This window comes from Flavobacterium sp. RHBU_3 (assembly GCF_046613565.1).
In the GTDB taxonomy this organism is placed as follows: Bacteria; Bacteroidota; Bacteroidia; order Flavobacteriales; family Flavobacteriaceae; genus Flavobacterium.
In genome coordinates this window covers 1-22,363 of sequence record NZ_JBKJHC010000009.1, presented here as the reverse complement: position 1 = coordinate 22,363, position 22,363 = coordinate 1, and the positions used below count along the sequence as shown (strand labels likewise).

Sequence of the window (22,363 nt, the reverse complement as noted above, 5' to 3'; positions counted from 1 at the left end):
GCTTCCTTTGAGATACTTTGGGTAATAACTTCTCTGTGTAGCTCTGCGCCCGCTCCGTGAAACTCTGTGTTATAAATTTCTCGCAAAGCCGCCAAGGCGCTAAGCTGAGAACTGTGACTGCGACTGAAAAAACTCAGGCTTTTTAAGTATAGTCGTTAAGCGGTATACCCAGAGCGTTGGCTATACCTTCTGCTATGTGACGGGCATCAGTGTCAGACTTGTATATAAAGATGTTTTTGGTCTTTGTTTCGTATTTGGCGTTTATATGGTATTCTGTATAAACAGAAGAACTATTCGGAGCATAATCGCTATACCTACGCCTACTAAATCGGTGCTTTGTAAGAGATATAGACTCAGGCTCCCATATAGCTATTTCCTCGCCCGGAAATTCAACTCCGCAAACTACCCAGCATTTGTACACCAAGCGGGGTTTTACCACAACCTGCACAGTAATGAAGAGGTAAAACACTATTATTAATTCAAAAACCGATCCGAATATAGCCAAGGCAGGGTTGAAAAACCAAAATTCACTCCACTTGTCAAACAAAAAAAAGTTGCACAATATAAACAAATGCAATACGAGGAATGAAAGCGCAATTAGCCCTATGGCAAGCCATATTCCATGGGGTTTATATTCGGTCAGGGTGGTTTTCATAAGGTAAATATACACATAGTCCTGTATCAAAAAAACAATTATCTTTACCGTAAATCCCATCAACCATGAAATATCTTGCTGCTCTGGTGTTTGTTATGCTTGGCGTTGTAACCTCGGTTGCGCAGGTACAGCTTACCGTAACAAACAAAACACCTTACCCGCTACAAAACGTAACAGTAGGCACTATAACCACCGCGCTTATACGCCCGGGGCAACATGTTACCCTGAGCCTGCCTTCGGTACAGCTGTTAGATAATTCGCCGTGCCTGGAAGCCACCGCCACCGCCTTTGATACATCGTTGCATACCATTCCGGTAAAAACATCGGGGGTTGTTAACCTTCAAACGGTTTTTACAGGAAACTTCACTTATGAATTACGCTTGGGGCAAGATGCTTAAGGTAACGAGGTTTTGTTGCTACTGCACACTAACAAGCCGGGGTATTGCGGCACTGTGGGTACACGCAAGGTTGTTACCAATTAATTTACCGGCTGCGCAATTCTTTTAAATACTGCTGGCAAGGAGCGGTTTATTTTAATCAGAAAAACTTTAGCAAATTTTTAACACGGTTTTCACATCGTAAGGGGCTGTTATGGCGTTTTTATGGCATAGTTTTCGCTCAAAAATTTTAAGTATTAATCAAAAACCACAATTGCCATGAATCCACTTGAAAATGAAACCAGGATTGTGCGCCCTAACTACACGTTACCGGCAGTGGTAATGGCAGTATTGGGCTACTACATTGCCTTTCACATTGCAGAACAGCCGCACATGGCCAATGCCCTTGTTATAAAAGCCCTTGGGCTTGTTAATATGGTGGCGTTTGGTATTGTAGCCGTTGCAGGCATTAAAAAAGCGCTGAGCAAGTAACACGCCTTGCGCTATTGTTTTAACCACCATTGTATTTAAAAGACATCTTACTATTTAAATATTTTCTCTTAGCAGCCGTATGATTAACAGCAGAATCATACGGCTGTTTTTGTTTTAGGGGCTTAAGCCACGAATTTCACGAATTGACACAAATTCTTAAACTGTTCGATTAATGAAATATTAATAGTAATCAATATCTTATTTGTACATTAGTATAATCAACCAAACAGTTCAAAATTCATGAAAGACAAGAAGCTACAAGTATTTGTATCATCAACGTATATCGACTTAAAAGAAGAACGCCAGGCAGCTGTAGAGGCAATTCTATCCGCCGGACATATACCGGCAGGTATGGAGCTTTTTTCGGCTGGAGATGAATCTCAGATGACCGTTATAAAACGCTGGATAGACGAATCGGATGTTTACCTTCTTATTCTTGGTGGTCGTTATGGAAGCGTTGAACCTACATCAGGTAAGAGTTATACCCATTTGGAATATGAATATGCCATAGAGCAAGGCAAACCTTTGTTTGCGGTTGTGATAAATCAGCCTGCCTTAGATCAAAAGGTAAAAGCTAACGGAATGACTGTAATAGAACAGGATTCGCCACATCTACTAAAAGAATTTAAAAGCCAGGTTTTAAGTAATCTTGTTAAGTTCTTTGATGATAAAAAAGATATTAAGTTGGCAGTTCATGAAACGCTTTCAGAATTTAATTATAGAAAAGAACTAACAGGTTGGGTACGCGGAGATAATGCTGTAAACACAGGTTTGCTTGCTGAAGAAATAGCGAGGTTGACTAAAGAAAATTCTGATTTAAGAATAGAATTATCAAAAAGCAGAGGTGCTTCTGAGGCATTGTATAGTGGATTGACATATGAAGAACTAAAGAGTATTTTATCAAAAAAGAAGTTCATTTATGATGGGAACACAATAACTTTTTTTACTTACATAGTTGAATTTGGTAGTCATTTTATGCTTTACACAACGAGTAATAACCCTGAAGCTATCCGGGAATTGTTAAAACTTGGACTAATTGTAAGAATGAATACAGGATATCTTTGTTTTACTGAAGTTGGACGTAGTTTTTACCTTCGAACCACCATTCAAGAAAACAAATAGCAAAATAAAAACCCCTTTTCGTGAGAAAAGGGGTTTTTAGCTGTATAAGATGAATTTAATCAACCAATATGATGATCCTGTTGTCTTTAAGCTCCAGTGTGCCGCTTTCTACAGGTAGTAGCAGCTTCTGGTCTTTGTCGTCCTTAATAAAACGGGTACCATAGTCGGACGTTTTATAGTCAGGCACCGCTATCTTGATGCTTCCCTTAGCCAGTATAGAAACTATATTGGCGTGGTTATTAAGCATCTGGAATTCGCCATTTACTCCCGGTACGGTTACAGCTGTAACGTTACCTTTAAATAAATGCCCTTCCGGTGATACTATTTCTAATGATAACATATTTTTTTAGTTATAAGCTAACAGTTTACAGTTTACAGTTTACAGCAGCGTGGCAACTGTGAACCGTGAACTGTAAACCGTAAACTGGTTTATGCTTCAGCTAACATTTTCTGGCCTGCCTCAAGCACGTCTTCTATGCCACCTTTAAGGTTAAAGGCTGCTTCAGGAAGGTGGTCAAGTTCGCCATCAATAATCATGTTAAAGCCTTTGATGGTATCTTTAATATCTACAAGTACACCAGGTATACCTGTAAACTGCTCAGCTACGTGGAACGGCTGAGAAAGGAAACGCTGTACGCGGCGTGCACGGCTTACAACAAGTTTATCTTCCTCGCTAAGTTCTTCCATACCAAGGATGGCAATGATGTCTTGTAGCTGCTTGTATTTTTGTAGTATCTCTTTTACCCTTTGTGCGGTGTTGTAATGATCATCACCAAGGATTTGCGGGGTAAGGATACGCGATGTAGAGTCTAGTGGGTCTACCGCAGGGTAGATACCAAGCTCGGCAATTTTACGGCTAAGTACCGTAGTAGCGTCAAGGTGGGCAAATGTTGTAGCAGGAGCCGGGTCAGTTAAGTCATCCGCAGGTACGTATACCGCCTGAACCGAAGTAATAGATCCGTTTTTAGTAGAAGTAATACGCTCTTGCATAGCACCCATCTCTGTAGCAAGTGTAGGCTGGTAACCTACCGCCGATGGCATACGGCCAAGTAGTGCCGATACCTCTGAACCTGCTTGTGTAAAACGGAAGATGTTGTCTACGAAGAAAAGTACGTCTTTACCTTGTCCTTCTCCGGCACCGTCACGGAAGTACTCTGCAATAGTAAGACCCGAAAGGGCTACACGTGCACGTGCTCCTGGTGGCTCGTTCATCTGTCCGAATACAAATGTAGCTTTACTTTCCCTCATACCGGCTTTGTCTACCTTAGAAAGGTCCCATCCGCCGTTTTCCATAGAGTGCATAAAGTCTTCACCGTATTTTATAATGCCTGATTCAAGCATCTCACGCATAAGGTCGTTACCTTCGCGGGTACGTTCGCCCACACCGGCAAAAACCGAAAGACCACCGTGGCCTTTTGCAATATTATTAATAAGCTCCTGGATAAGTACAGTTTTACCTACACCGGCACCACCAAAAAGACCAATTTTACCACCTTTTGCATAAGGCTCAATAAGGTCGATTACTTTGATACCTGTAAAAAGTACTTCAGAAGATGTAGAAAGTTCGTCGAAACGAGGAGCAGCACGGTGAATAGGAAGACCGTTTGCACCTTCTTTAGGAAGGTTACCCAGACCGTCTATGGCATCACCTACCACATTAAACAAACGTCCGTAGATATCGCTGCCCACAGGCACCTGTATAGGTGCACCGGTTGCCACTACTTCCTGACCACGGCTAAGACCGTCTGTAGAGTCCATAGATATAGTACGTACTGTGTCTTGTCCTACGTGAGACTGTACTTCAAGTACCAGCTTTGTACCATCGTTTTTAATGATTTCTAATGAATCGTAGATCTTTGGCAGGGCCGCAGCTTGTGAGTTAAACACCACGTCTACTACCGGGCCGATAATCTGTGCAACTTTTCCTGTTACTTTAGACATTGCTTATGTATTTATTAAACAGCTATTTATAGAATAAGGAAAAACCCTTTTTTTCCGAGTGCAAAGATAGTTTTTTATTACTGAAATATGCAATATGTATTTTGCTTATTTTTCAATAAAGTAAACGTTTTGGGGTAATTTGTTTATTTGGTAATGCGGTTATTGGGTTATTGTTAGCAGATGTGGAGAATTATTGACTGAGGTTTTAGTAATAGTTTACAGTTTGCAGTTTACAGTTTACAGCGGCTTTTCGAGAAATTGTAACACAGAGAAGTTATTATCCAAAGCACCTCAAAGAAAGCCTGAAGTTTCCCGAAGGTTTCTAAAGTTCGAGTGAAGCTGTTCCCCTCTTGAGAGGGGTTAGGGGTGTGTTAACTTTGTTGCGAATTTGTAACACAGAGTTTCACGGAGCAGGCGCAGAGATACACAGAGATTTTATTAACGCTTCTTAATGCGCATAAAGCATTCCCCTCACTCGGCGGGCGGGGTGGGTTTATGTTCAGGGGTTTATACTTTCGCAAGATATTTTTGCGTTCTTGTATAAACCTAACCCAACTGTTTATGAAGAGAATCGTATTATTGTTTAGTGTGCTTTTGGCGGCTTGTGCTACCAAAACCGGTATTGCAACTCCGGTAAAAGAATTCAATCTGAATTTTTATAAAGACAAATGTATCTTTTTTGGCGGACCGGTTGAATTAGGGGATAAGCTGGTAAAGGCATCGCGGATAAAGAAATTTCCAAAAGGGGTGTTTATATGGATAGATACCAGCCAGAGGAGCACCAATTTTATCTCGCGCGTGGAAGTATTTGAAAGAAAAGACCAGAAAAAGGCAGTCAGAGAGGACTTAAAGCACTACGCAGATACAGTACATGCAGAAAATCAGGGGAAGCAATTAGGGTATTTGATAAATAACAGTGGTAAAAAGATGGAATTTCTTACGCTTTACTATTCCGCATTGAGCGCAATAGAGGCGAAACTTCCGGATGGCACCTGGAAACAAATAAATACATTTGCTTTTTGTGGTAATGGATTCGGATATCAGTACAGTATCCCCTCTAAAAAGGCTGCGGTATTTGTAGTGGATGTTCCTAAGGGAGCCTATAAGGTAAAGTACCGGATTAATATTGAGGATTATTACTCTAATGAGTTTGACGGAACTATAGATTGTCCTGAGTTTGCCCCAAACGGAGGGTAGATTTTTGGCTTACTTACGTGTTTCACAATAAAAACACTAACTTACCCGTATGAAAATCCCGGTTGTATGTTTACTGCTTTTTATGATGCTTGCCGCGTGCTCGTCGGGGCAGTATGTAACGGCCACGCCCCGGCGGCTGCATAAGGCTATGGGCAAAGGCTACACAACGGTAGTGAATAACGATACCCTTGCCTCAGACACGCTTTTTTTAGACAAAGACGAATACCGCAACGTGCGCATAGACAAAAGCCGCAAAACCGTTTATATAACCACCCACAATACACTAATAAGCATTGCTGAACTGAAAGAGCGCTATAAACGCGATAGTGTAGCCCTGGGTTGTGTGGTGTTTAAAGGGCTGGCTTTTTTAAACGGTAAGAAAGTATACATACAGCAGTCGTTAATAAAAGATACGTTGCTTTTAAGACGGGAAAAAATAGCCGAAACAACCTTGTTTTGTAGCCCGCCCCGTGGCGATGTGCTTATTATCAATTAAGAGGACTGGGGTTGGTTTTATTTTGGACAGGTTACGCGTTTTAACTTTTATTCTTTGGCAAAGGCTGCGTAAGTTTTGCGTATTTTTGCTGCCTGAAAAATTACTGACCCATGAGCAACGCAGCACTGATTCACCACACTATAAACTTTGTAAAACAACAACTGGAAGGCGCCGAAGGGGGGCACGACTGGTTTCATATACAGCGTGTGTACAACAATGCGCTGCACATAGCCGAAGGCGAAGAATGTAATCTTGTGGTGGTACAGCTGGGTGCGCTGCTGCACGATGTGGCCGATAGTAAGTTTTATAACGGCGACGAAACCGTGGGGCCGCGTGTGGCACGTGAGTTCCTGGAAAGCCAGGGTGTAGGTGAAGAAACCATACTGCACGTGGTAGCCATTATAGAAAACATTTCGTTTAAAGGTGGTAATTTCGAAAAGAAATTCAGTAGTATAGAGTTGGATATAGTACAGGACGCCGACAGGCTCGATGCCATAGGCGCTATAGGCATTGCCCGCACATTTAACTACGGCGGATACAAAAACCGCCCCATGTACGACCCTGCCATAGCTCCGGCAACAGGCATGACCAAAGAAGAATATAAAGCCAGTACGGCACCTACCATAAACCACTTTTATGAAAAACTGCTGCTGCTGAAAAACCGCATGAATACCGAAACCGGTCGCACCATAGCCGAAGGCCGTCACCGTTTTATGGAAAACTTCCTGTCGCAGTTTTATGCCGAGTGGGAAGGGGAGTTGTAGTTTTTCAGCTTTCAGTCTCAGTCTCAGTTTTCAGTTGCTCACTCATACATAGTACTCTGCTATCTCTCCACATTCCGCAGAAATGCTCTGTGTGCTTTAAGCATTAATAAAAACTCTGTATATCTCTGCGCCCGCTCCGTGAAACTCTGTGTTATAATTTCTCGCAAAGCCGCGAAGGCGCAAAGCTGAGAACTGTGACTGCGACTGAAAACTCCGTGCACTTCTCACATTCCTCAGGAATGCTCTGAGAGCTTCACCCTTAAAAAAGTCTCCGTGTATCTCTGCGCCTGCTCCGTGAAACTCTGTGTTACAAATTCACAAAAAAGATAACACACCCCTAACCCCTCTCAAGAGGGGAACAGCTTCACTCGAATTTTAGAAACCTCGGTAAACTTTGGGATTCCTTCGAGAGACTTTGGGCAATAGCCTTCTCTGTGTATCTCTGCGCCTGCTCTGAGAAACTCTGTGTTACAAATTTCTCGCGAAGACGCCAAGGCGCAAAGCTGAGAACTGTGACTGCGACTGAAAACTCCGTGCACTTCTTACATTCCGCAGGAATGCTCTGTGCGCTTCACACAACCACAAAAGAACTTTGCGAAACTTCAGGCTTCCTTTGAGATACTTTGGGTAATAGCTCCTCTGTGTTGTCTCCGGGAGAATGAAGTTTCTAACAACCAATAACTGACAACCAGCAGCCAAATTAACACATCCACGCATCCACAAAAAACCTACCTTTGTACTTATGTATGCACTGGTAGACTGCAATAACTTTTACGCCTCTTGCGAGCGCGTTTTCCTGCCAAAACTGGTGGGCAAACCCATTGTGGTGCTGTCTAATAACGACGGTTGCATCATCTCCCGCAGCGAAGAAGCCAAGACACTGGGCATACCCATGGGCGCACCGGAGTTTCAGGTACGCGGCCAGCTGAAACAACAGGGTGTACACGTGTTTAGCAGTAACTACTCGCTCTACGGCGACATGAGCGAACGGGTAATGAAAATAATGGAAGACTTTACCCCAAACGTGGAAAAGTACAGCATAGACGAAGCCTTTTTAGATTTTAGCGGAGTAACCATTGCCGATTTTTACGACTACGGCCAGCAAATACGCAGGCGTACTGCATCGTGGCTCAGCATACCGGTTTGTGTAGGGATAGCGCCTACCAAAACATTGGCGAAAGCCGCAAACCGTATTGCCAAGAAATTCCCGGAGCGGACTGATGGCGTATATGTAATGGATACCGATGAAAAACGCATAAAAGCCCTAAAGTGGCTAAAGGTAGAAGACGTATGGGGCATAGGCTACCGCACCGCCCGAAAGCTGCAAAAGCTAAACATAAAAACAGCATTTGATTTTATACAGCCGCATTTTGAAAGCTGGATAAAAAGCAATATGGGTGTAGTAGGCATGCGCATAAAAATGGAGCTACAAGGTACCCCCACCATAGGCGACGGCGAAGTACCCGAAAAGAAAAAAAGCATAGCCACCACACGCAGCTTCCCGAAACAAATAAGCGATTATGACCAAATACGCGAACGCGTAAGCACCTTTGCTGCCGTTACCGCCGAAAAGCTGCGCAAGCAGGGCTCGGCGTGCCACATGGTTATTATTATGCTCGTAGCCGATAAGCATAAGGTGCAAAACGGCCGTTACTACTACAGCAGGGCCATTACGCTGCCGTATGCCAGTAACTCGGCCATAACCATAAACGCCGCCGCCCTTAAAGGCTTTAAGGAAATTATGGAGCAGGCACAGGGCACCGTGTTTAAAAAAACCGGTATAGTGGTTACAGAGTTGGTACCCGAAAACGCCCGCCAGCTGGACATGTTTAATAACGAAGATCCGCGTCACCTTGCGCTGATGAAAGCCATGGACAAGATGAACGCCAAAAACGGCAGCCGCATAGTGCGCCTGGGGACTATGGATGCCAAAACCTGGAACATGAAGCAGAACATGCTTTCGCCACGCTATACAACCGATTTTAAAGACATACTGGTAGTACAATGCCGATAGGTAACCACAAAAATAAGCTCACGTTTTATAAGCCCGACTTTGAGGCGGGTACTGCGCTGCCTTTTATTCCCGATGGGGTAAAGGCGGGTTTTCCATCGCCGGCGCTCGATTTTATGGAGTATACCATAGACCTTAACAAGCACCTGGCACGCAATCCTGTGGCTACGTTTTACATTCGCGTAGATGGCGACAGCATGAACGGTGCCGGAATTTTTCATGGCGATATGCTGGTAGTAGACCGCAGCCTGGAACCTGTTGATGGTAAAATAGCCATTTGCCTGGTAGACGGCGAGTTTACCGTAAAACGCCTTAAACTGGAAAAAGACTGCCTGTACCTTATGCCCGAAAACCCTGATTTCCCACCAATAAAAGTTACCGAAGACAACCAGCTTAGTGTGTGGGGAATGGTTACCTATGTGGTGCGGGAAGTGTAGTTTTTAATTGCAGTTTTCAGTTGCTTACTTCTACGCGCCACTCCGCTATCTCACCACATTCCGCAGGAATGCTTTGTGTGCTTTAAAGAGTGATTTTGCTTAGTGTTACTTTCTAGAAAGGCTTGGTGTGCTTTTGGTAATAACTTCTCTGTGTATCTCTGTGACTCCTCCGTGAAACTCTGTGTTACAAATTCACAGCTAAGTGGGGAAACTGAAATCGAGGACTCAGACTACACACTATACAAACCTATTTTTGTACCTTTACTGGTATAAGCCACCAGCCATGAAAGAACTAAAAATCCCTGAATTTAAGGACCCTATAGAAGCTGTAAGGTGGATAATGCTTATCACTATGTCGCCATTTATACTGTATATGTTTCTTACTGATAAACCCGGGAAACAGGTTACAGCTAAAGAGTTTTATATGGAGAAATACAACGATAGTTATTTTGGGAAAATCTCTGAGAAAGAACATGACGGTAACCATTCACACAAATTCAGGCTTAATAACGGAAGGGCAGTGCATGTAAGTTGGAGTGCCTATGATGTTGCCGAAGTAGGCGACTCTGTTTGGAAGCAAGCACAGCGCGACACGCTTTACATAAAAATGCCCGACGGGGTTGTGCTGGGTTTTGATGAGGTATCGGATGCGAGGGCGGAGTATCGAGACGAGTTAAAAAAGAAGCGGTGATTTTATGATTTTGTCGATGTCATATATTATGTGTTATTGGCTATTTTGAATTATTAATTTCATTAATTTAGACACAAAATAATATTATGAAAATAATATCTGAACTTCCTCTTATACTTTCAGTTTTAAGTTTTTGTATTTCATCGGTCACATTTTTTTTCAATATGAGAAATATGGATAGGTATGGTTTGAAAAAAGTGATTTTTGACAAAAAACTACAGATAATGCTTGAGTTTTATGAACGGATTGAAAAGTTTAACTTTCTTCTTTTTATAAATGAAAATGGGGAAGGATATGTTTCAATCGATAACATTCGTGGACATATTAAAAGCTTGAAAAATAATAACACTCCTAATTCTGAGCTTTATATAGAATTAGAAACATATAACTTTCTACATCAGAATATATTCAATTTTTCATTAAATCCTTTTGTTGAAAAAAATGTATACCAGGCAGCATTATTTTTGTCAACTGAATATATAATGAAAATAGATATAGAAAGAGCAGATTTTACACGTATCGAATTGAATGGCTCTCCTGGAAAAAAAACATATATCCATTCAGAAGATTTTTCGACAGTTGATGAATTTTTACGAAAGATGACGTTGATTCAAATTTTGATTGAAAAATGGATTCAACAAAATTCAGGAGTTAGAAAAGTTCTTCGAAAATAGTACCCAGTGGTCGGATTAGGTCGCCCCGCTGCGGGAGAGGAATGCTCACTCCTGCTTACCACTCTCCTATCTCTCACCATTCCGCAGGAATGCTCTGTGTGCTTTACACAACAACAAAAGAACTTTGCGAAACTTCGGGCTTCCTTTGAGAGACTCTGTGTTATAATTCCTTACAAAGGCGCTATGCGCTGAAATCCAAGCCTTGCATAAAACGCCTGTAATTGTACACACTCAGTTTTACAGACAGGAAACCAAAAAGTAAAATCATAGCGTTAATGGAAAAACTAAATTCTGCAATATTATACAGAACACCTGTAAAAAGAAGGCAGGAAAGAATTGGTAATACCACGGCTAAAACCCCAATAATGCGCGACAGCCATTTATACTGAAAAGGTATGTGCCAATGAAACACTAACGCAGCTGCGTTTAAATGGAAAATAGTATATGTAATACATTGACCCATGTAATTTGGTTTGCCACCCCAAGCTCCTCCGTACAATGTCGCAGAAACAAAGGTTAGAAACAGAAGAAATGACAAGTACAATGTAAGGTAAATACGGTAACCTTTAGAGAAATTTTTGCTGCGTTGTGCTTCGAGTCCTAAAATATTGCACAGTAAAACAAACAGGTAAACACCCCAGAACAACAGGCCGAAAAGTAGTATAAACAGGATTATTTTCATGGTTTAATTCCTTTTGTGTGCCTTCTCCGCTAATCTCTGTGTTACAAATTTCTCGCAAAGACGCCAAGGCGCAAAGCTGCGACTGAGAACTGTGACTGTGACTGAAAACTCAGCTACCTCCCCACATTCCGCAGGAATGCTCTGTGTGCTTTAAGCAATAATAAAAACTCGGTGTATCTCTGCGCCCGCTCCGTGAAACTCTGTGTTACAAATTCCTCGCAAAGACGCGAAGCTGTGATTGAAAACCAAATAACCCACCCCGGCGTACCGCCACCCCTCCGAAGGAGGGGAATGCTCACTCTATCTGTGGGACACTACAATTCCCCTCCTTCGGAGGGGTGCCCGCAGGGCGGGGTGGTTTTGAAAGCTATCCCAAGAGAAAATGAGAGCCACACATAACAACAAAAGAACTTGGGGAAACTTTGGGATTACTTTGAGGTACTTTGGGTAATAGCTCCACTGTATATCTCTGTGCCTTCTCCGCTAATCTCTGTGTTACAAAATCATAAAAAAGATAACACACCCCTAACCCCTCTCCCAGAGGGGAACAGCTTCACTCGTGCTCTAAGACAAATACACGAATAAACAAATTAACGCATCCACGTATTATCAAATCAACGGATAACCCAACCCAACTACTCCTCCACGTACAGCACCAGCCCTTTAAGGTACGAACCCTCGGGGTGGAAAATATTTACCGGGTGGTCCGGACCCTGCGACAGCTTGTGCAACACGCGTACCTTACGGCCTGCCTCTATGGCTGCTGCCGAAACGGTGTTGTAAAACAGTACATCGTCTATAACCTGCGAGCAGCTAAAAGTAAACAGGAAGCCACCTTGTGTTATGGTTTTTAGCCCCGCTATGTTCAGGCGCTTGTAGGCCTGTGTGGCGGTATGCTTGCTTTTTATGTTCTTGGCAAAAGCAGGCGGATCCAGTACAATAACGTCGTACAGGTTCTTATTTTCTTTCAGATAGTCAAACACATCCGAAGCTACGGCCTGGTGGTTGCTGCACGGAAAGTTTAGTTGCATATTTTCATCAGCAAGCTTTACCGCTTTCTCCGAAATATCTACCGAAGTAACCAGTTCGGCACCCGCGCTCATGGCGTAAATAGAGAAACCGCCGGTATAGCAAAACGTGTTCAGCACCTTTTTGCCTGCCGAATATTTTTTTAGCAGGTTACGGTTATCGCGCTGGTCCAGGAAGAAGCCCGTTTTTTGGCCTTCCACCCAGTTTACGTGAAACTGTATGTTGTTTTCTTTGGCTACGGTGTTACTTGCCGTACCGTATACATGGAAATCAGTACCGGTTTTAGGCAGTGTTTGTGCACTTTTGCAGTACACCGTTTGGCAATACTCCGGGAAGGTTGCTTTAAGCGCATCGGCTATTTCCTGCATTTTAAAGTAAATACCGGTAGAGTGCGCCTGCACCACAAAATGCCCGTTGTAGTAGTCGATGATAAGCCCCGGTATACCGTCGCCCTCACCGTGTATCAGGCGGAAAGCATTGGTTTCCTCAATAGAAAAAAGCTTCATGCGTAACTCCCACGCCGCCTTAAAGCGCTTTGCCCAAAAAGTATCGTCAAAAGTTTCATTGGCAAAGGTAAGCACTCGCACGGCTATGCTGCCCTTGTCGCTGTAAAAACCTGTAGCCAGTAGGCTGCCCTGGTAGTCAGTAACGTGCACCATCTGGCCATCGGTCAGCTCCTCGCTTACGCCGTATACCGCCCCGCTAAAAATCCAGGGGTGGTTTCGCTGTACTGATTTTTCTTTTCCTTTATTGAGTATAACTTTTGCAAATTCCATTTTTCTTCTTTTAATAATGAGGGGAACACTGATGACACAGATTTTAGCAGGTGTTCACTGATTTTCACTTGAACCTGTGCATATTTTGCACACGTTGATTTTCGTTAAGTTTTAGGTACGCATTGATGAGATGTCTCCGCTTGCTCCGCCAGTTCGGGCAAAGCCCTCGTGTCGCTGCGCTTCGGTCGACATGGAAGAAGCCAAGGACATCAAAACGACGAGATGGCCGCGCTCCGTTCCTCCGCTCGCCATGATGGAGCCTGAAAACTGTGACTGCGACTGTAGACTACAAATAACCCTAATATGCCAGTTTGCCCAGGTTTTCAAAGAACTCATCTACGTTTATAGAGTCGTTGGCAAAAATGTGTTCACGGCTTAGCGGCAGTCGGTTACGGGCGCGTCCTATAACATTGATGTTGCCGTTTTGTGCTATGGTATCCTCAGTACTTATCAGCCCACGGCGCAGCATTATGTTTTTAATGTAGTTATCGTGTTTCAGCGCGTAGCCTTTCAGGTTTCCTTCGCTGTCAAAGCGGTACATAAACTTTTTAGGGCTTGGGATGATGCTTGCCAGGTATACGCATTCATCGAGCGTAAGTTCGCTCGGGTGCTTGTCAAAATAATAGCGCGATGCCTCGCCTATACCGTACACATCGGGTCCCCATTCTATAATGTTGAAGTACACCTCCAGCATACGCTCCTTGCCTGCTACACGCTGGTTTTCCAGTATGTAAACCAGTAATATTTCTTCCAGCTTGCGCGACAGGGTTTTCTCGCGGGTAAGGAATACGTTCTTTACCAGCTGCATGCTTATGGTACTGCCCCCACGGGTAAATTTCCTGGTTTTTATATTGGCAATAAGGCTCTGGCGGAACGCCTCGGTAATAAAGCCCCTGTGGCTAAAGAACGAAGGGTCTTCGCTGGTAAGCACCGCCTTGCGCAAAAACGGAGAAATATCGCCTATTTGTGTATAGTTAGGGTTTGATGTGCCTACTACCACGGCGCGCTGCGCACGCCCGTCTTCTATGGCGCGGTAGGTAAAGGCAGTGTTCAGCTTGGCAAGGTCAGCAGCACCATATTTGGTAATCTTCAGCTCGTCCTTATCCATTGTACTGTCAAACACCAGGGCGTTTGGCTTATTTTTGTTAAACAAAAAGTCGAGCCTGTAGCTAAAGCTTCCTTGAGCCTCCATACCTTCAAAATGGGTGAACAAACCGGTAGGCAACGAGGTTATGAAGTCTTGCGCCTGCATTTTAGGTATGTTTGCCTTAAACTGATATATGGTATCTTCCTCTACGCTGTAGCGCGCAAAGGGGTGCAGTTTTACATTATTCAGCTGTACGGTACTGGTACTGTCCATTTCTATGTAGCGGTCGCCAAAACGCAGGTGGTAGTCAAACCGGGCGTTATTTATCACCACATCTTTACTGGCTATGCGGCGGTTGTTTACCATAAAGTTTTTAATGGATGCGTAGCCGTCTACGTGCAGCTCGCCGCCGTCCATACCTATTTTATCTACCTTAAGGTTAATAGCATCAAACCCACTTTTCAGGTGGAACCGTCTTGCCACATACGGAATCACGACGCGGCCCGTATCGGCATTGAAGAATTTCAGGTCGCACTGGTGCCCGCGAGGGTCGGCCATGCCGCTTACCTTCCAGGTTTGCACTATGGTATCTTCTGCTACACGCAGGGTACTTTCCAGTTGGTTGTCGGCAAGGCGGGTATTGTCCAGCTTCAGGTTTACCTTATGCCCGTTGTCGTCTACGCGCAGCTCCAGGTTGTGCAGCTCCATATCGGTAGGAACCAGGTTCAGCACGCGGTTTAGCAGTCCGTAAGCACGGTCGGCATAATCGGTATTGGTATCGGCTTCTTCCTTTACATCATTTTTAGAACGCAACAGGCTACGGAAATTCCATCCCAGGCTATCGCGTACCATTTGTACATAACCGTTTTTCATGTGCAGGGTACCCAGCTGTACATCGCCCACCAGCAGGTGCCCCAGGCTTACACTGGTTTTTATCTCCTCCACGCTCATAAAGGTGGGTTTACCATTTGGGGTAATGCTCACGCCTTTAAGGCTTACGCCGGCAATACCGTCAAAGTTGGCTTCACGTACCTCAAAGGTAGCATTGCGCTCTGCGGCTTTGTTTTTTACGCGGGCTATTACCTGTTTCAGCGCCATATTCCTAAAGGCAAAGAACAGTATGGTAAACAGTGCCAGCAGTATTGCAAGGGTGATAAGCAGCCTGCGGACTATTTTTTTATAGTTGAGTTTCCTTCTCATTGGTTATCCAAAGAGGTAGCCTGCCACATCTTCAATACGCGCTACCTGTTTTATGTCAATCAAAGTGTTTTTTAACGAAATCTTACTGTATTTCGATACAAAAATAGTAGAAAAACCTAATTTCTCAGCTTCCAGTATGCGTTGTTCTACACGGTTTACCGGACGTACCTCGCCACTAAGGCCTATTTCGCCTGCAAAACAGTAGCCTTTGCCCACCGGAATATCTTCGTTGCTGCTTAGTATGGCGGCTACTACAGCCAGGTCTATGGCAGGGTCGTCTACGTTAATACCCCCCGTAATATTCAGGAAAACGTCCTTAGCTCCCAGCCTGAAACCGGCACGTTTTTCCAGTACGGCCAGCAGCATGTTCAGCCTTTTGGCGTTGTAGCCCGTGGTGCTCCGCTGCGGCGTACCGTATACTGCGGTGCTTACCAGTGCCTGTATTTCTACCATAAGCGGACGCATGCCCTCCATAGTAGTGGCTATGGCGGTGCCGCTCAGTTCTTCTTCCTTATGCGAAATAAGTATCTCACTTGGGTTGGCCACCTCGCGCAGACCGTTGCCCAGCATTTCATATATGCCCAGTTCGGCGGTAGAGCCAAAACGGTTTTTAAGGGCTCGGAGTATGCGGTACACGTGATTGCGGTCGCCCTCAAACTGAAGTACGGTATCTACCATGTGTTCCAAAATCTTCGGCCCGGCTATGGCTCCGTCTTTGGTAATGTGGCCTATGAGTATTACGGGTACGTTGCTTTCCTTGGCAAATTTTATCAGTTCGGCAGTGGTTTCGCGTATCTGGCTTATGCTGCCCGCGCTCGATTCGATATAATCACTGTGCAGCGTTTGTATCGAGTCGATAATCACCACTTCGGGGTCTATGGCCTCTATTTGCTTAAAGATGTTCTGCGTTTTGGTTTCGGTAAGTATATAGCAGTTGTCTGCCTGTGCGGTAATACGCTCGGCACGCATTTTTATCTGTTTCTGGCTTTCCTCACCGCTTACATACAGCGTACGGAAGGGCAGCTTTAGCGATATTTGCAGCAGCAGGGTACTTTTACCTATACCCGGCTCACCGCCCAGCAGCGTTAACGACCCCGGAACCAACCCGCCGCCCAACACACGGTTCAGTTCGCCGTCGCCGGTATCCATCCGTATTTCGGTAGCGCTGTCTATTTCGGTAATGCGCAGGGGCTTGGGGGCTTTTTTAACCTCACCTGTGGGGGCTTTCCAGCCCGGTTTGTCTTCCTTTACTATAAGTTCCTCTACTATGGTGTTCCACTCGCGGCAGGCATTGCACTGCCCCTGCCATTTGGCATACTGGGTACCACAGTTTTGGCAATAAAAAGCGGTTTTTACTTTGGCCATTTTTATAAACGGGAATAAGTGGTAAAGGTAGGATTTTTTGGGTTATGCGGTTATTTGATAATACGTGGATGCGATAATTTGTTTATTCGTGTATTTGTTTTAAAGTTTAAGTGAAGCTGTTCCTCTCTGGGAGAGTTCTCAGCCGCAGTCGCAGTTTCCAGCTTAGCGCCTTCGCGGCTTTGCGAGAAATTGTAACACAGAGTTTCTCAGAGCAGGCGCAGAGATTCACAGAGAAGCTATTACTCAAAGTCTCGCAAAGAAAACACAGAGTTTTCAGTCACAGTCCCAGTTCTCAGTGTCAGCTTAGCGCCTTGGCGTCTTTGCGAGAATTTTATAACACAGAGCCACACGGAGAAGGCGCAGAGTTTCACTGAGGTTTTTTCAAGGGTTAAGCTCTCAGAGCATTCCTGCGGAATGGGAGAAGCACGCGAAGACTTTTGCGGCTTTGCGTGAAATTGAAAAAAATTACAGGTGAGGATGGTCTCCGGGCTTTTTAACTTTCGCCTTTAAGGCTAATCCGGAATAAACTCCATAATATCGCCGGGCTGGCAGTCCAGCTCGCGGCATATAGCCTCAAGGGTACTGAACCGAATGGCTTTTGCCTTTCCGGTTTTCAGTATAGAGAGGTTGGCTGTAGTTATGCCCACCTTATCGGCCAGTTCGTTGCTGCGCATTTTGCGTTTGGCCAGCATTACGTCGAGGTTTATAATTATAGGCATGGGCTATACGGTAAGGTCGTTTTCTTCTTTAAGTTTGCGGGCCATCTCAAACACATCACCCAGTACCAGGAACAACAGGCCAAGCCCGCCGAGCAACAGTGCAGGGCCATAAGAAAAATCTCCCGATGTGCCGGGTTCGGCAGGGGCAAAGCATACCGATGCTATTTCTGATAAAAGGGTTAATACAGCAGCGCCCACAAACGCTTTGCCTGATTTTTGCAATTGGGTTATTACGCGGTTGTCAAAAAAAATGCGCTTTTCAAAAAGGGTAAGGCTATCTTTAAAGGTGCGCAGTGCCAGTGCTACAAAAACAGTGCTTCCCAGTGTTAACAGCAGGTACAGTACGGCGCCGGTACCCCTTAGGTGGTTAGCCGATATATTGCTTATGCTTTGCGGAATCCTGTCTTGGGCTACTGCCAGTATAAGGGTAAACGGTATGCCAAAAAAAACGGTAATAACGCTGATTATAAAAGCTATGGTAACAATTGTTTTTAGTGCTGAAATGCGGTTCATAAATATGAAGTTTGTTTAAATTAATTCGGCGTTTTCCTGTTCAATACTTTCGCCTTGTTTCATAAAATCTACTACAACCAGCAGCCCGATGCCGATAAGCAGTACGGGTACAAGTGATGATAATTCTCCGGGGAATTGCTCCCACTTCGAGTAGCCGGGGATGTAGCACAAAGCCAGGTCTAATATCAGGGTAATTATGGTATTAACAGCCAGGATGTAACCGGAAATTTTAAGGAACCTGCGGCTTTTGGTATTAAAATACCCATGCTTTAAAAAATAATGGAACGATAGCCATAAGCTGATTAGTGCCGGTAATAAAATTATTGCCGATATGCCGTGTACTATGATTATGCGTTTCATCATTTCATATCCGGGGGAATAGGTAAAACTGTTAAACATGGTATAAACCCAAAACATTATTAGCAACTGAAATGGGATGTAAACACTCAGCAGCAAACGGATGATAGTTATTTTAGCCATGATGAAAAATATTAAATGGTTAGTTGGTTTTCGTCTTTCAGGTATTTGCCACGCAGTATAAAATCGGCCAGTACCATTAGCCCTATACCTGCGCACAACGGAAGCATAGTGCTCCATCCCAGTATTATCATCCCAAAAGTTTCATTAAAAACGCCTACAATAAAGTACGTGTATGTAAGATTTATTATAGCCTGTGCCAAGATAAGCCAACCTGCCCACCTAATGCCTTTGGCACTACCCGTATTAAAGTACCCGTGTTTTATAAAACGATTTAGGGATAAAACTATAAGTATAAGCGCGGGAAAATTCAGTATATGTCTTGCAACTACTGCAAACAGCCGTATTCTGGCTATTTCAAATTCATTTGCCGAAGTTCCCCAAAGTAAAGCGTAAGCGGCAAGGTTGTACCCCACATATATGATATACCATACTATGGCTGCTATAATAATAGCCCGGAATATTTTTAGCTTCTTCATGGTTGAAAGGGTTTTGTTTTCGACAAAGGTAAATAAATTATCGAAAAACAATAAAAAATAACCGAAAAAAAATACTTTAACCTAAATTTGTTAAAATTGGCAACATTGCTTATATTTGAAATAATGGAGTCATTCCCAAAATCCCTTACTGAAAAGCTACAGCAGTGCGAAGCGGAAAACGCACTGCGTACCCCGGGCAGCCCCGGGCAGCTTATAGATTTTTCTTCAAACGATTATCTGGGCCTTGCAGGTTCGGAGGAGCTTTTTATTACTGCACATGAGCTGTTGCTGGGCATGGGGGTACGGCAAAACGGCGCCACAGGATCGCGCCTTATTAGCGGTAACCACGCCTTGTATGACGATGCCGAAAAAGCCATAGCCGAATACCACGAAGCCGAAAGTGCGCTGGTGTTTAATTCGGGTTACGATGCTAATGTGGGCTTTTTTAGCTGCGTGCCGCAAAAAGGTGATATAGTGTTGTATGACGAAGCCATACATGCCAGCGTGCGCGACGGGCTAAAGCTTAGTGGCGCAGCATCGTTTAAGTTTGCCCATAACGATAAGGAAGCGCTGTACCGCCTGGTAGAACGCCACCGCAGTAAGGCACAGGAGTTGTATATAGTAACCGAATCTGTTTTTAGCATGGATGGCGATACGCCAAACCTGGAGGCTTTTGCCGATATAGCCCAGCGCTACAAGTGCCGCCTTGTGGTAGACGAGGCGCATGCCATAGGGGTTTTTGGCAGGAGAGGACAGGGGCTTTTACAGGATTACGGATTGCAGCAGCGGGTTTTTGCTACGGTTATTACCTTTGGTAAGGCATTGGGTTGCCACGGGGCTGCCATACTGGGCAGTAAGGAGCTTACCACGTACCTGGCTAACTTTGCGCGTAGTTTTGTGTTTACCACAGCACTGCCGCCACACTCGCTGGCCGCCATAATAAGCAGTTATAACCTTATGCGTATGCACCCCGAAAACATAGCTGCGCTACAGCAGGTTATAGCCCAGTTTAAAAACGAGGTAGAACGTTGCCGCCTGCCGTTTATAATAAGCTTTAGCGCTATACAATGTATTGTGGTTCCGGGTAATGAACGCGCCCGAAGGATAGCAGCGTTACTGCAACGGGCGGGCTTTAGCGTAAAAGCCATATTATCGCCTACGGTACCGGCAGGGCAGGAGCGCCTGCGCATATGCCTGCACAACTTTAATACTACCCGACAAATCTCTGCACTTATGGATACGCTTACTAATGCGCTTCGTTATTCATAACAGCCTTTACTTCTTTATCGGTTTGTACTTCTGCCTGCGCTTCGGCCGGGGTTGTTTGCCTGTTGCGCCGCTTAAACCAGTTGCTGTCTTCTTCGCCAAACAGGTAAGCGTAGGGGCGGGTATCAGGGCTTAACTCAAACAGCTTTTTCATTATGGCTATGGTAGGTATAATAAGTATCATGCCCATAATGCCCCATATAGCACCACCTACAAGCAGCCCTATAAACGTTACAAGGGCATTAAGGTTTACATTACTCCCGGTAATTTTTGGCGTTAAAAACGAGCCCTCCAGTATTTGTATTATGGTAAACGATACCGCCACCGCTATGGGGTAAAATACGCTGTCTTTTGTTACCAATGCAAAGAAAAACGGCAGTACGGCACCCAGTGTAGGCCCCACGTACGGAATGATGTTAAGCATACCTGCCAGCACCCCAAAAAAGATGGCGTGTTCTATACCCAGGGCAAACAGCACAGCGGTGTTTACTATGGCCAGTATGCACATTACCTTACCGGCACCCAGTATGTATGCATGTACTATTTTGCGTATGGAGGTAAGCTTTCGCAATAAAAAATCATTGTCCTGCCTGCGGAAAACCTTGGTTACAAACACGGCAAGGTGGTCGCGGTAAATGAGTAAAAAGAAGATAAATACGGGTAGCAGTATAATATCGCTTACCGTATTTAGGGTGTCCAGTATCATTTGCGTAGGCTTTGTGTTTTCGGTACCTACCATTTCCACGGCTTTTTCTATTTCAAAACCATTGGGCATCCCCAGGTCAAACCCAAATGTTTTTTTGCTCCATGTGTTGGCTTCTATTACAAAGGTGTTTATTTTGGCCATAAGGCCGTCGCCCAGGTCGTTTGTAAAACCGCGTACCTGCATGCATATAAAAATAATAATACCGGTAAGCAGCGCTACAAATACCAGCAGGCACAGGAATGCCGCCAGCGACCTAGGAATTTTAAACCGTTCCAGGCGGTTACAGGTACTGGTAAGCAGCATGGCTATGTACCCCGATATTAGCAGCGGCACTATGAGCCCTTTGCCTACAATCATAAAAAATACAATCATGGTTATTAGCAGCATTATAGCCAGTGTGCGTAAGTATGGGGGCAACCGTAGTTCCATGATAAAAGTGTTAATTTGCAATTGAATAATCAAAATTAGAACGAATTAACGTGTGATTTTGGTAAAGGATTATTAAAGTATTGATAATAGAGGGGGGTTGGTTTTAACAGTATTGGGCCTTTGTCGGGTAAAAGAGATTGTTATGTAACTTTGTATTATGCAACCACAATTTATAAAAATAGCCTCTTTCCAATACTCGGCAGAGGCGCTTATCCTTAAGGGCAGGCTTGAAGCTGATGGGGTAGAGGTGTTTATGAAGAACAATAACACGATAGATGCAGATCCGCTTATGAGCAATGCTATGGGAGGTGTACAGCTTTTTGTACGTGCTGAAGACGCTGTAAAAGCTAAGCAGGTGCTGGAAGATATATCGCGCTATGCGGTAGATAACAGCGGTAACCCTATGAACTGCCCTAACTGCGATGCTGCCGAAGTTGAGGTAATGAGTACGGTGCGCAATGGTAAGGGACTTCTTGGTTTCCTGTTTGGTACTTTGTTGCTGGGCACGCTTCCACCGTTTATAAAATATAAATACCACTGCAACAACTGCGGACACGAATTTGAGATGAAATAAGCAACTTCTTAAAAGCTTGACGTCCTATAAAAAGTAAGCCCCGCCAATATGGCGGGGCTTCTTTTTTGGGTATGTTATTTTAATAGCAACCGTTAGTAAACGATGCGTTTGCTTACTTTACCGTTTACGGTATCTACCTCTATAATAAGTACCTGCTGCTCTGCAGTAAGGTTGCTTATTTTTAGTGAGGTGTTGTTAACACCA

At 44.3% G+C, this 22,363-nt stretch carries 24 protein-coding genes; 12 read left to right on the top strand and 12 right to left on the bottom strand.

The features are described from left to right. Positions 1-142: 142 nt before the first annotated feature. Positions 143-655, bottom strand: coding sequence for a hypothetical protein (locus ACLI1A_RS13195; RefSeq protein WP_411409141.1), 513 nt, complete (start codon positions 653-655; stop codon positions 143-145). Between the two features lie 65 nt (positions 656-720). On the opposite strand from ACLI1A_RS13195, the gene ACLI1A_RS13190 reads away from it, so the two are divergent. From ACLI1A_RS13190 to ACLI1A_RS13180, 3 genes are all read left to right on the top strand, one after another. After that, positions 721-1,053 (top strand): hypothetical protein, encoded by a 333-nt coding sequence (locus ACLI1A_RS13190; protein ID WP_411409140.1) that lies wholly within the window; start codon positions 721-723, stop codon positions 1,051-1,053. Between the two features lie 258 nt (positions 1,054-1,311). Beyond that, the gene (locus ACLI1A_RS13185; protein ID WP_411409139.1) at positions 1,312-1,524 is read left to right on the top strand and encodes a hypothetical protein; all 213 of its coding nucleotides are present in this window, start codon (positions 1,312-1,314) and stop codon (positions 1,522-1,524) included. A 240-nt stretch (positions 1,525-1,764) separates the two neighbouring features. Next, complete coding sequence (locus ACLI1A_RS13180) at positions 1,765-2,646, top strand: DUF4062 domain-containing protein (RefSeq protein WP_411409138.1); 882 nt, start codon at positions 1,765-1,767, stop codon at positions 2,644-2,646. A gap of 55 nt (positions 2,647-2,701) precedes the next feature. On the opposite strand, the gene ACLI1A_RS13175 is transcribed toward ACLI1A_RS13180, so the two are convergent. Continuing rightward, the gene (locus tag ACLI1A_RS13175) at positions 2,702-2,986 is read right to left on the bottom strand and encodes a F0F1 ATP synthase subunit epsilon (protein ID WP_411409137.1); all 285 of its coding nucleotides are present in this window, start codon (positions 2,984-2,986) and stop codon (positions 2,702-2,704) included. Between the two features lie 89 nt (positions 2,987-3,075). Then, the gene (gene atpD, locus ACLI1A_RS13170; protein ID WP_411409136.1) at positions 3,076-4,587 is read right to left on the bottom strand and encodes a F0F1 ATP synthase subunit beta; all 1,512 of its coding nucleotides are present in this window, start codon (positions 4,585-4,587) and stop codon (positions 3,076-3,078) included. Between the two features lie 561 nt (positions 4,588-5,148). Between atpD and ACLI1A_RS13165 the strand changes: the two genes are divergently transcribed. The 7 genes from ACLI1A_RS13165 (at position 5,149) to ACLI1A_RS13135 (ending at position 10,857) form a co-directional block, all read left to right on the top strand. After that, the gene (locus ACLI1A_RS13165) at positions 5,149-5,784 is read left to right on the top strand and encodes a hypothetical protein (protein ID WP_411409135.1); all 636 of its coding nucleotides are present in this window, start codon (positions 5,149-5,151) and stop codon (positions 5,782-5,784) included. A gap of 49 nt (positions 5,785-5,833) precedes the next feature. After that, positions 5,834-6,280, top strand: a complete 447-nt coding sequence (locus ACLI1A_RS13160) for a hypothetical protein (protein WP_411409134.1) — start codon at positions 5,834-5,836, stop codon at positions 6,278-6,280. Between the two features lie 110 nt (positions 6,281-6,390). Next, positions 6,391-7,044: an HD domain-containing protein gene (locus ACLI1A_RS13155; protein ID WP_411409133.1), complete on the top strand. Its 654-nt coding sequence runs from the start codon at positions 6,391-6,393 to the stop codon at positions 7,042-7,044. 742 nt (positions 7,045-7,786) lie between these two features. Then, complete coding sequence (locus ACLI1A_RS13150) at positions 7,787-9,058, top strand: Y-family DNA polymerase (protein WP_411409132.1); 1,272 nt, start codon at positions 7,787-7,789, stop codon at positions 9,056-9,058. Beyond that, positions 9,049-9,492 (top strand): LexA family protein, encoded by a 444-nt coding sequence (locus tag ACLI1A_RS13145; protein ID WP_411409131.1) that lies wholly within the window; start codon positions 9,049-9,051, stop codon positions 9,490-9,492. The genes ACLI1A_RS13150 and ACLI1A_RS13145 overlap by 10 nt, the downstream gene beginning before the upstream one ends. A gap of 283 nt (positions 9,493-9,775) precedes the next feature. Next, complete coding sequence (locus ACLI1A_RS13140; protein ID WP_411409130.1) at positions 9,776-10,183, top strand: hypothetical protein; 408 nt, start codon at positions 9,776-9,778, stop codon at positions 10,181-10,183. An 86-nt stretch (positions 10,184-10,269) separates the two neighbouring features. Continuing rightward, positions 10,270-10,857, top strand: a complete 588-nt coding sequence (locus ACLI1A_RS13135) for a hypothetical protein (protein ID WP_411409129.1) — start codon at positions 10,270-10,272, stop codon at positions 10,855-10,857. A 181-nt stretch (positions 10,858-11,038) separates the two neighbouring features. Here ACLI1A_RS13135 and ACLI1A_RS13130 read toward each other — a convergent pair whose 3' ends face one another. The 8 genes from ACLI1A_RS13130 to ACLI1A_RS13095 form a co-directional block, all read right to left on the bottom strand. Beyond that, entirely contained in the window at positions 11,039-11,539 is a 501-nt protein-coding gene (locus ACLI1A_RS13130; protein WP_411409128.1) for a hypothetical protein, read from the bottom strand. 635 nt (positions 11,540-12,174) lie between these two features. Next, complete coding sequence (locus ACLI1A_RS13125; RefSeq protein WP_411409127.1) at positions 12,175-13,344, bottom strand: class I SAM-dependent rRNA methyltransferase; 1,170 nt, start codon at positions 13,342-13,344, stop codon at positions 12,175-12,177. A gap of 298 nt (positions 13,345-13,642) precedes the next feature. Further along, on the bottom strand, positions 13,643-15,631 hold the full coding sequence (locus ACLI1A_RS13120; protein ID WP_411409126.1) for a transglycosylase domain-containing protein: 1,989 nt from the start codon (positions 15,629-15,631) through the stop codon (positions 13,643-13,645). Between the two features lie 3 nt (positions 15,632-15,634). Beyond that, positions 15,635-16,996 carry a DNA repair protein RadA gene (radA, locus tag ACLI1A_RS13115; RefSeq protein WP_411409125.1) on the bottom strand — a complete coding sequence of 454 codons (1,362 nt, stop codon included), beginning with the start codon at positions 16,994-16,996 and terminating at the stop codon, positions 15,635-15,637. Positions 16,997-17,508: 512 nt separating this feature from the next. Continuing rightward, positions 17,509-17,715, bottom strand: coding sequence for a helix-turn-helix transcriptional regulator (locus ACLI1A_RS13110; protein ID WP_322625047.1), 207 nt, complete (start codon positions 17,713-17,715; stop codon positions 17,509-17,511). Between the two features lie 3 nt (positions 17,716-17,718). Next, on the bottom strand, positions 17,719-18,228 hold the full coding sequence (locus ACLI1A_RS13105) for a DUF2975 domain-containing protein (RefSeq protein WP_411409124.1): 510 nt from the start codon (positions 18,226-18,228) through the stop codon (positions 17,719-17,721). Positions 18,229-18,243: 15 nt separating this feature from the next. Beyond that, on the bottom strand, positions 18,244-18,708 hold the full coding sequence (locus tag ACLI1A_RS13100) for a hypothetical protein (protein ID WP_411409123.1): 465 nt from the start codon (positions 18,706-18,708) through the stop codon (positions 18,244-18,246). An 11-nt stretch (positions 18,709-18,719) separates the two neighbouring features. Further along, a complete protein-coding gene (locus tag ACLI1A_RS13095; RefSeq protein ID WP_411409122.1) occupies positions 18,720-19,184 on the bottom strand; it encodes a DUF2975 domain-containing protein in 465 nt (154 codons plus the stop codon). 123 nt (positions 19,185-19,307) lie between these two features. Between ACLI1A_RS13095 and ACLI1A_RS13090 the strand changes: the two genes are divergently transcribed. Further along, positions 19,308-20,453, top strand: coding sequence for an aminotransferase class I/II-fold pyridoxal phosphate-dependent enzyme (locus ACLI1A_RS13090; RefSeq protein WP_411409121.1), 1,146 nt, complete (start codon positions 19,308-19,310; stop codon positions 20,451-20,453). Here the strand turns inward: ACLI1A_RS13090 and ACLI1A_RS13085 are convergent. After that, positions 20,431-21,585 (bottom strand): AI-2E family transporter, encoded by a 1,155-nt coding sequence (locus tag ACLI1A_RS13085; protein WP_411409120.1) that lies wholly within the window; start codon positions 21,583-21,585, stop codon positions 20,431-20,433. The two genes, ACLI1A_RS13090 and ACLI1A_RS13085, sit on opposite strands and share 23 nt — an antisense overlap. A gap of 157 nt (positions 21,586-21,742) precedes the next feature. On the opposite strand from ACLI1A_RS13085, the gene ACLI1A_RS13080 reads away from it, so the two are divergent. Further along, on the top strand, positions 21,743-22,159 hold the full coding sequence (locus tag ACLI1A_RS13080; RefSeq protein WP_411409119.1) for a DUF2007 domain-containing protein: 417 nt from the start codon (positions 21,743-21,745) through the stop codon (positions 22,157-22,159). Positions 22,160-22,363 lie beyond the last annotated feature (204 nt).

Bases quoted from the DNA above. Each gene is read 5' to 3' on its own strand.
- ACLI1A_RS13195 (WP_411409141.1), bottom strand. From the start codon at position 655: ATGAAAACCACCCTGACCGAATATAAACCCCATGGAATATGGCTTGCC.
- ACLI1A_RS13190 (WP_411409140.1), top strand. From the start codon at position 721: ATGAAATATCTTGCTGCTCTGGTGTTTGTTATGCTTGGCGTTGTAACC.
- ACLI1A_RS13185 (WP_411409139.1), top strand. From the start codon at position 1,312: ATGAATCCACTTGAAAATGAAACCAGGATTGTGCGCCCTAACTACACG.
- ACLI1A_RS13180 (WP_411409138.1), top strand. From the start codon at position 1,765: ATGAAAGACAAGAAGCTACAAGTATTTGTATCATCAACGTATATCGAC.
- ACLI1A_RS13175 (WP_411409137.1), bottom strand. From the start codon at position 2,986: ATGTTATCATTAGAAATAGTATCACCGGAAGGGCATTTATTTAAAGGT.
- atpD (WP_411409136.1), bottom strand. From the start codon at position 4,587: ATGTCTAAAGTAACAGGAAAAGTTGCACAGATTATCGGCCCGGTAGTA.
- ACLI1A_RS13165 (WP_411409135.1), top strand. From the start codon at position 5,149: ATGAAGAGAATCGTATTATTGTTTAGTGTGCTTTTGGCGGCTTGTGCT.
- ACLI1A_RS13160 (WP_411409134.1), top strand. From the start codon at position 5,834: ATGAAAATCCCGGTTGTATGTTTACTGCTTTTTATGATGCTTGCCGCG.
- ACLI1A_RS13155 (WP_411409133.1), top strand. From the start codon at position 6,391: ATGAGCAACGCAGCACTGATTCACCACACTATAAACTTTGTAAAACAA.
- ACLI1A_RS13150 (WP_411409132.1), top strand. From the start codon at position 7,787: ATGTATGCACTGGTAGACTGCAATAACTTTTACGCCTCTTGCGAGCGC.
- ACLI1A_RS13145 (WP_411409131.1), top strand. From the start codon at position 9,049: ATGCCGATAGGTAACCACAAAAATAAGCTCACGTTTTATAAGCCCGAC.
- ACLI1A_RS13140 (WP_411409130.1), top strand. From the start codon at position 9,776: ATGAAAGAACTAAAAATCCCTGAATTTAAGGACCCTATAGAAGCTGTA.
- ACLI1A_RS13135 (WP_411409129.1), top strand. From the start codon at position 10,270: ATGAAAATAATATCTGAACTTCCTCTTATACTTTCAGTTTTAAGTTTT.
- ACLI1A_RS13130 (WP_411409128.1), bottom strand. From the start codon at position 11,539: ATGAAAATAATCCTGTTTATACTACTTTTCGGCCTGTTGTTCTGGGGT.
- ACLI1A_RS13125 (WP_411409127.1), bottom strand. From the start codon at position 13,344: ATGGAATTTGCAAAAGTTATACTCAATAAAGGAAAAGAAAAATCAGTA.
- ACLI1A_RS13120 (WP_411409126.1), bottom strand. From the start codon at position 15,631: ATGAGAAGGAAACTCAACTATAAAAAAATAGTCCGCAGGCTGCTTATC.
- radA (WP_411409125.1), bottom strand. From the start codon at position 16,996: ATGGCCAAAGTAAAAACCGCTTTTTATTGCCAAAACTGTGGTACCCAG.
- ACLI1A_RS13110 (WP_322625047.1), bottom strand. From the start codon at position 17,715: ATGCCTATAATTATAAACCTCGACGTAATGCTGGCCAAACGCAAAATG.
- ACLI1A_RS13105 (WP_411409124.1), bottom strand. From the start codon at position 18,228: ATGAACCGCATTTCAGCACTAAAAACAATTGTTACCATAGCTTTTATA.
- ACLI1A_RS13100 (WP_411409123.1), bottom strand. From the start codon at position 18,708: ATGGCTAAAATAACTATCATCCGTTTGCTGCTGAGTGTTTACATCCCA.
- ACLI1A_RS13095 (WP_411409122.1), bottom strand. From the start codon at position 19,184: ATGAAGAAGCTAAAAATATTCCGGGCTATTATTATAGCAGCCATAGTA.
- ACLI1A_RS13090 (WP_411409121.1), top strand. From the start codon at position 19,308: ATGGAGTCATTCCCAAAATCCCTTACTGAAAAGCTACAGCAGTGCGAA.
- ACLI1A_RS13085 (WP_411409120.1), bottom strand. From the start codon at position 21,585: ATGGAACTACGGTTGCCCCCATACTTACGCACACTGGCTATAATGCTG.
- ACLI1A_RS13080 (WP_411409119.1), top strand. From the start codon at position 21,743: ATGCAACCACAATTTATAAAAATAGCCTCTTTCCAATACTCGGCAGAG.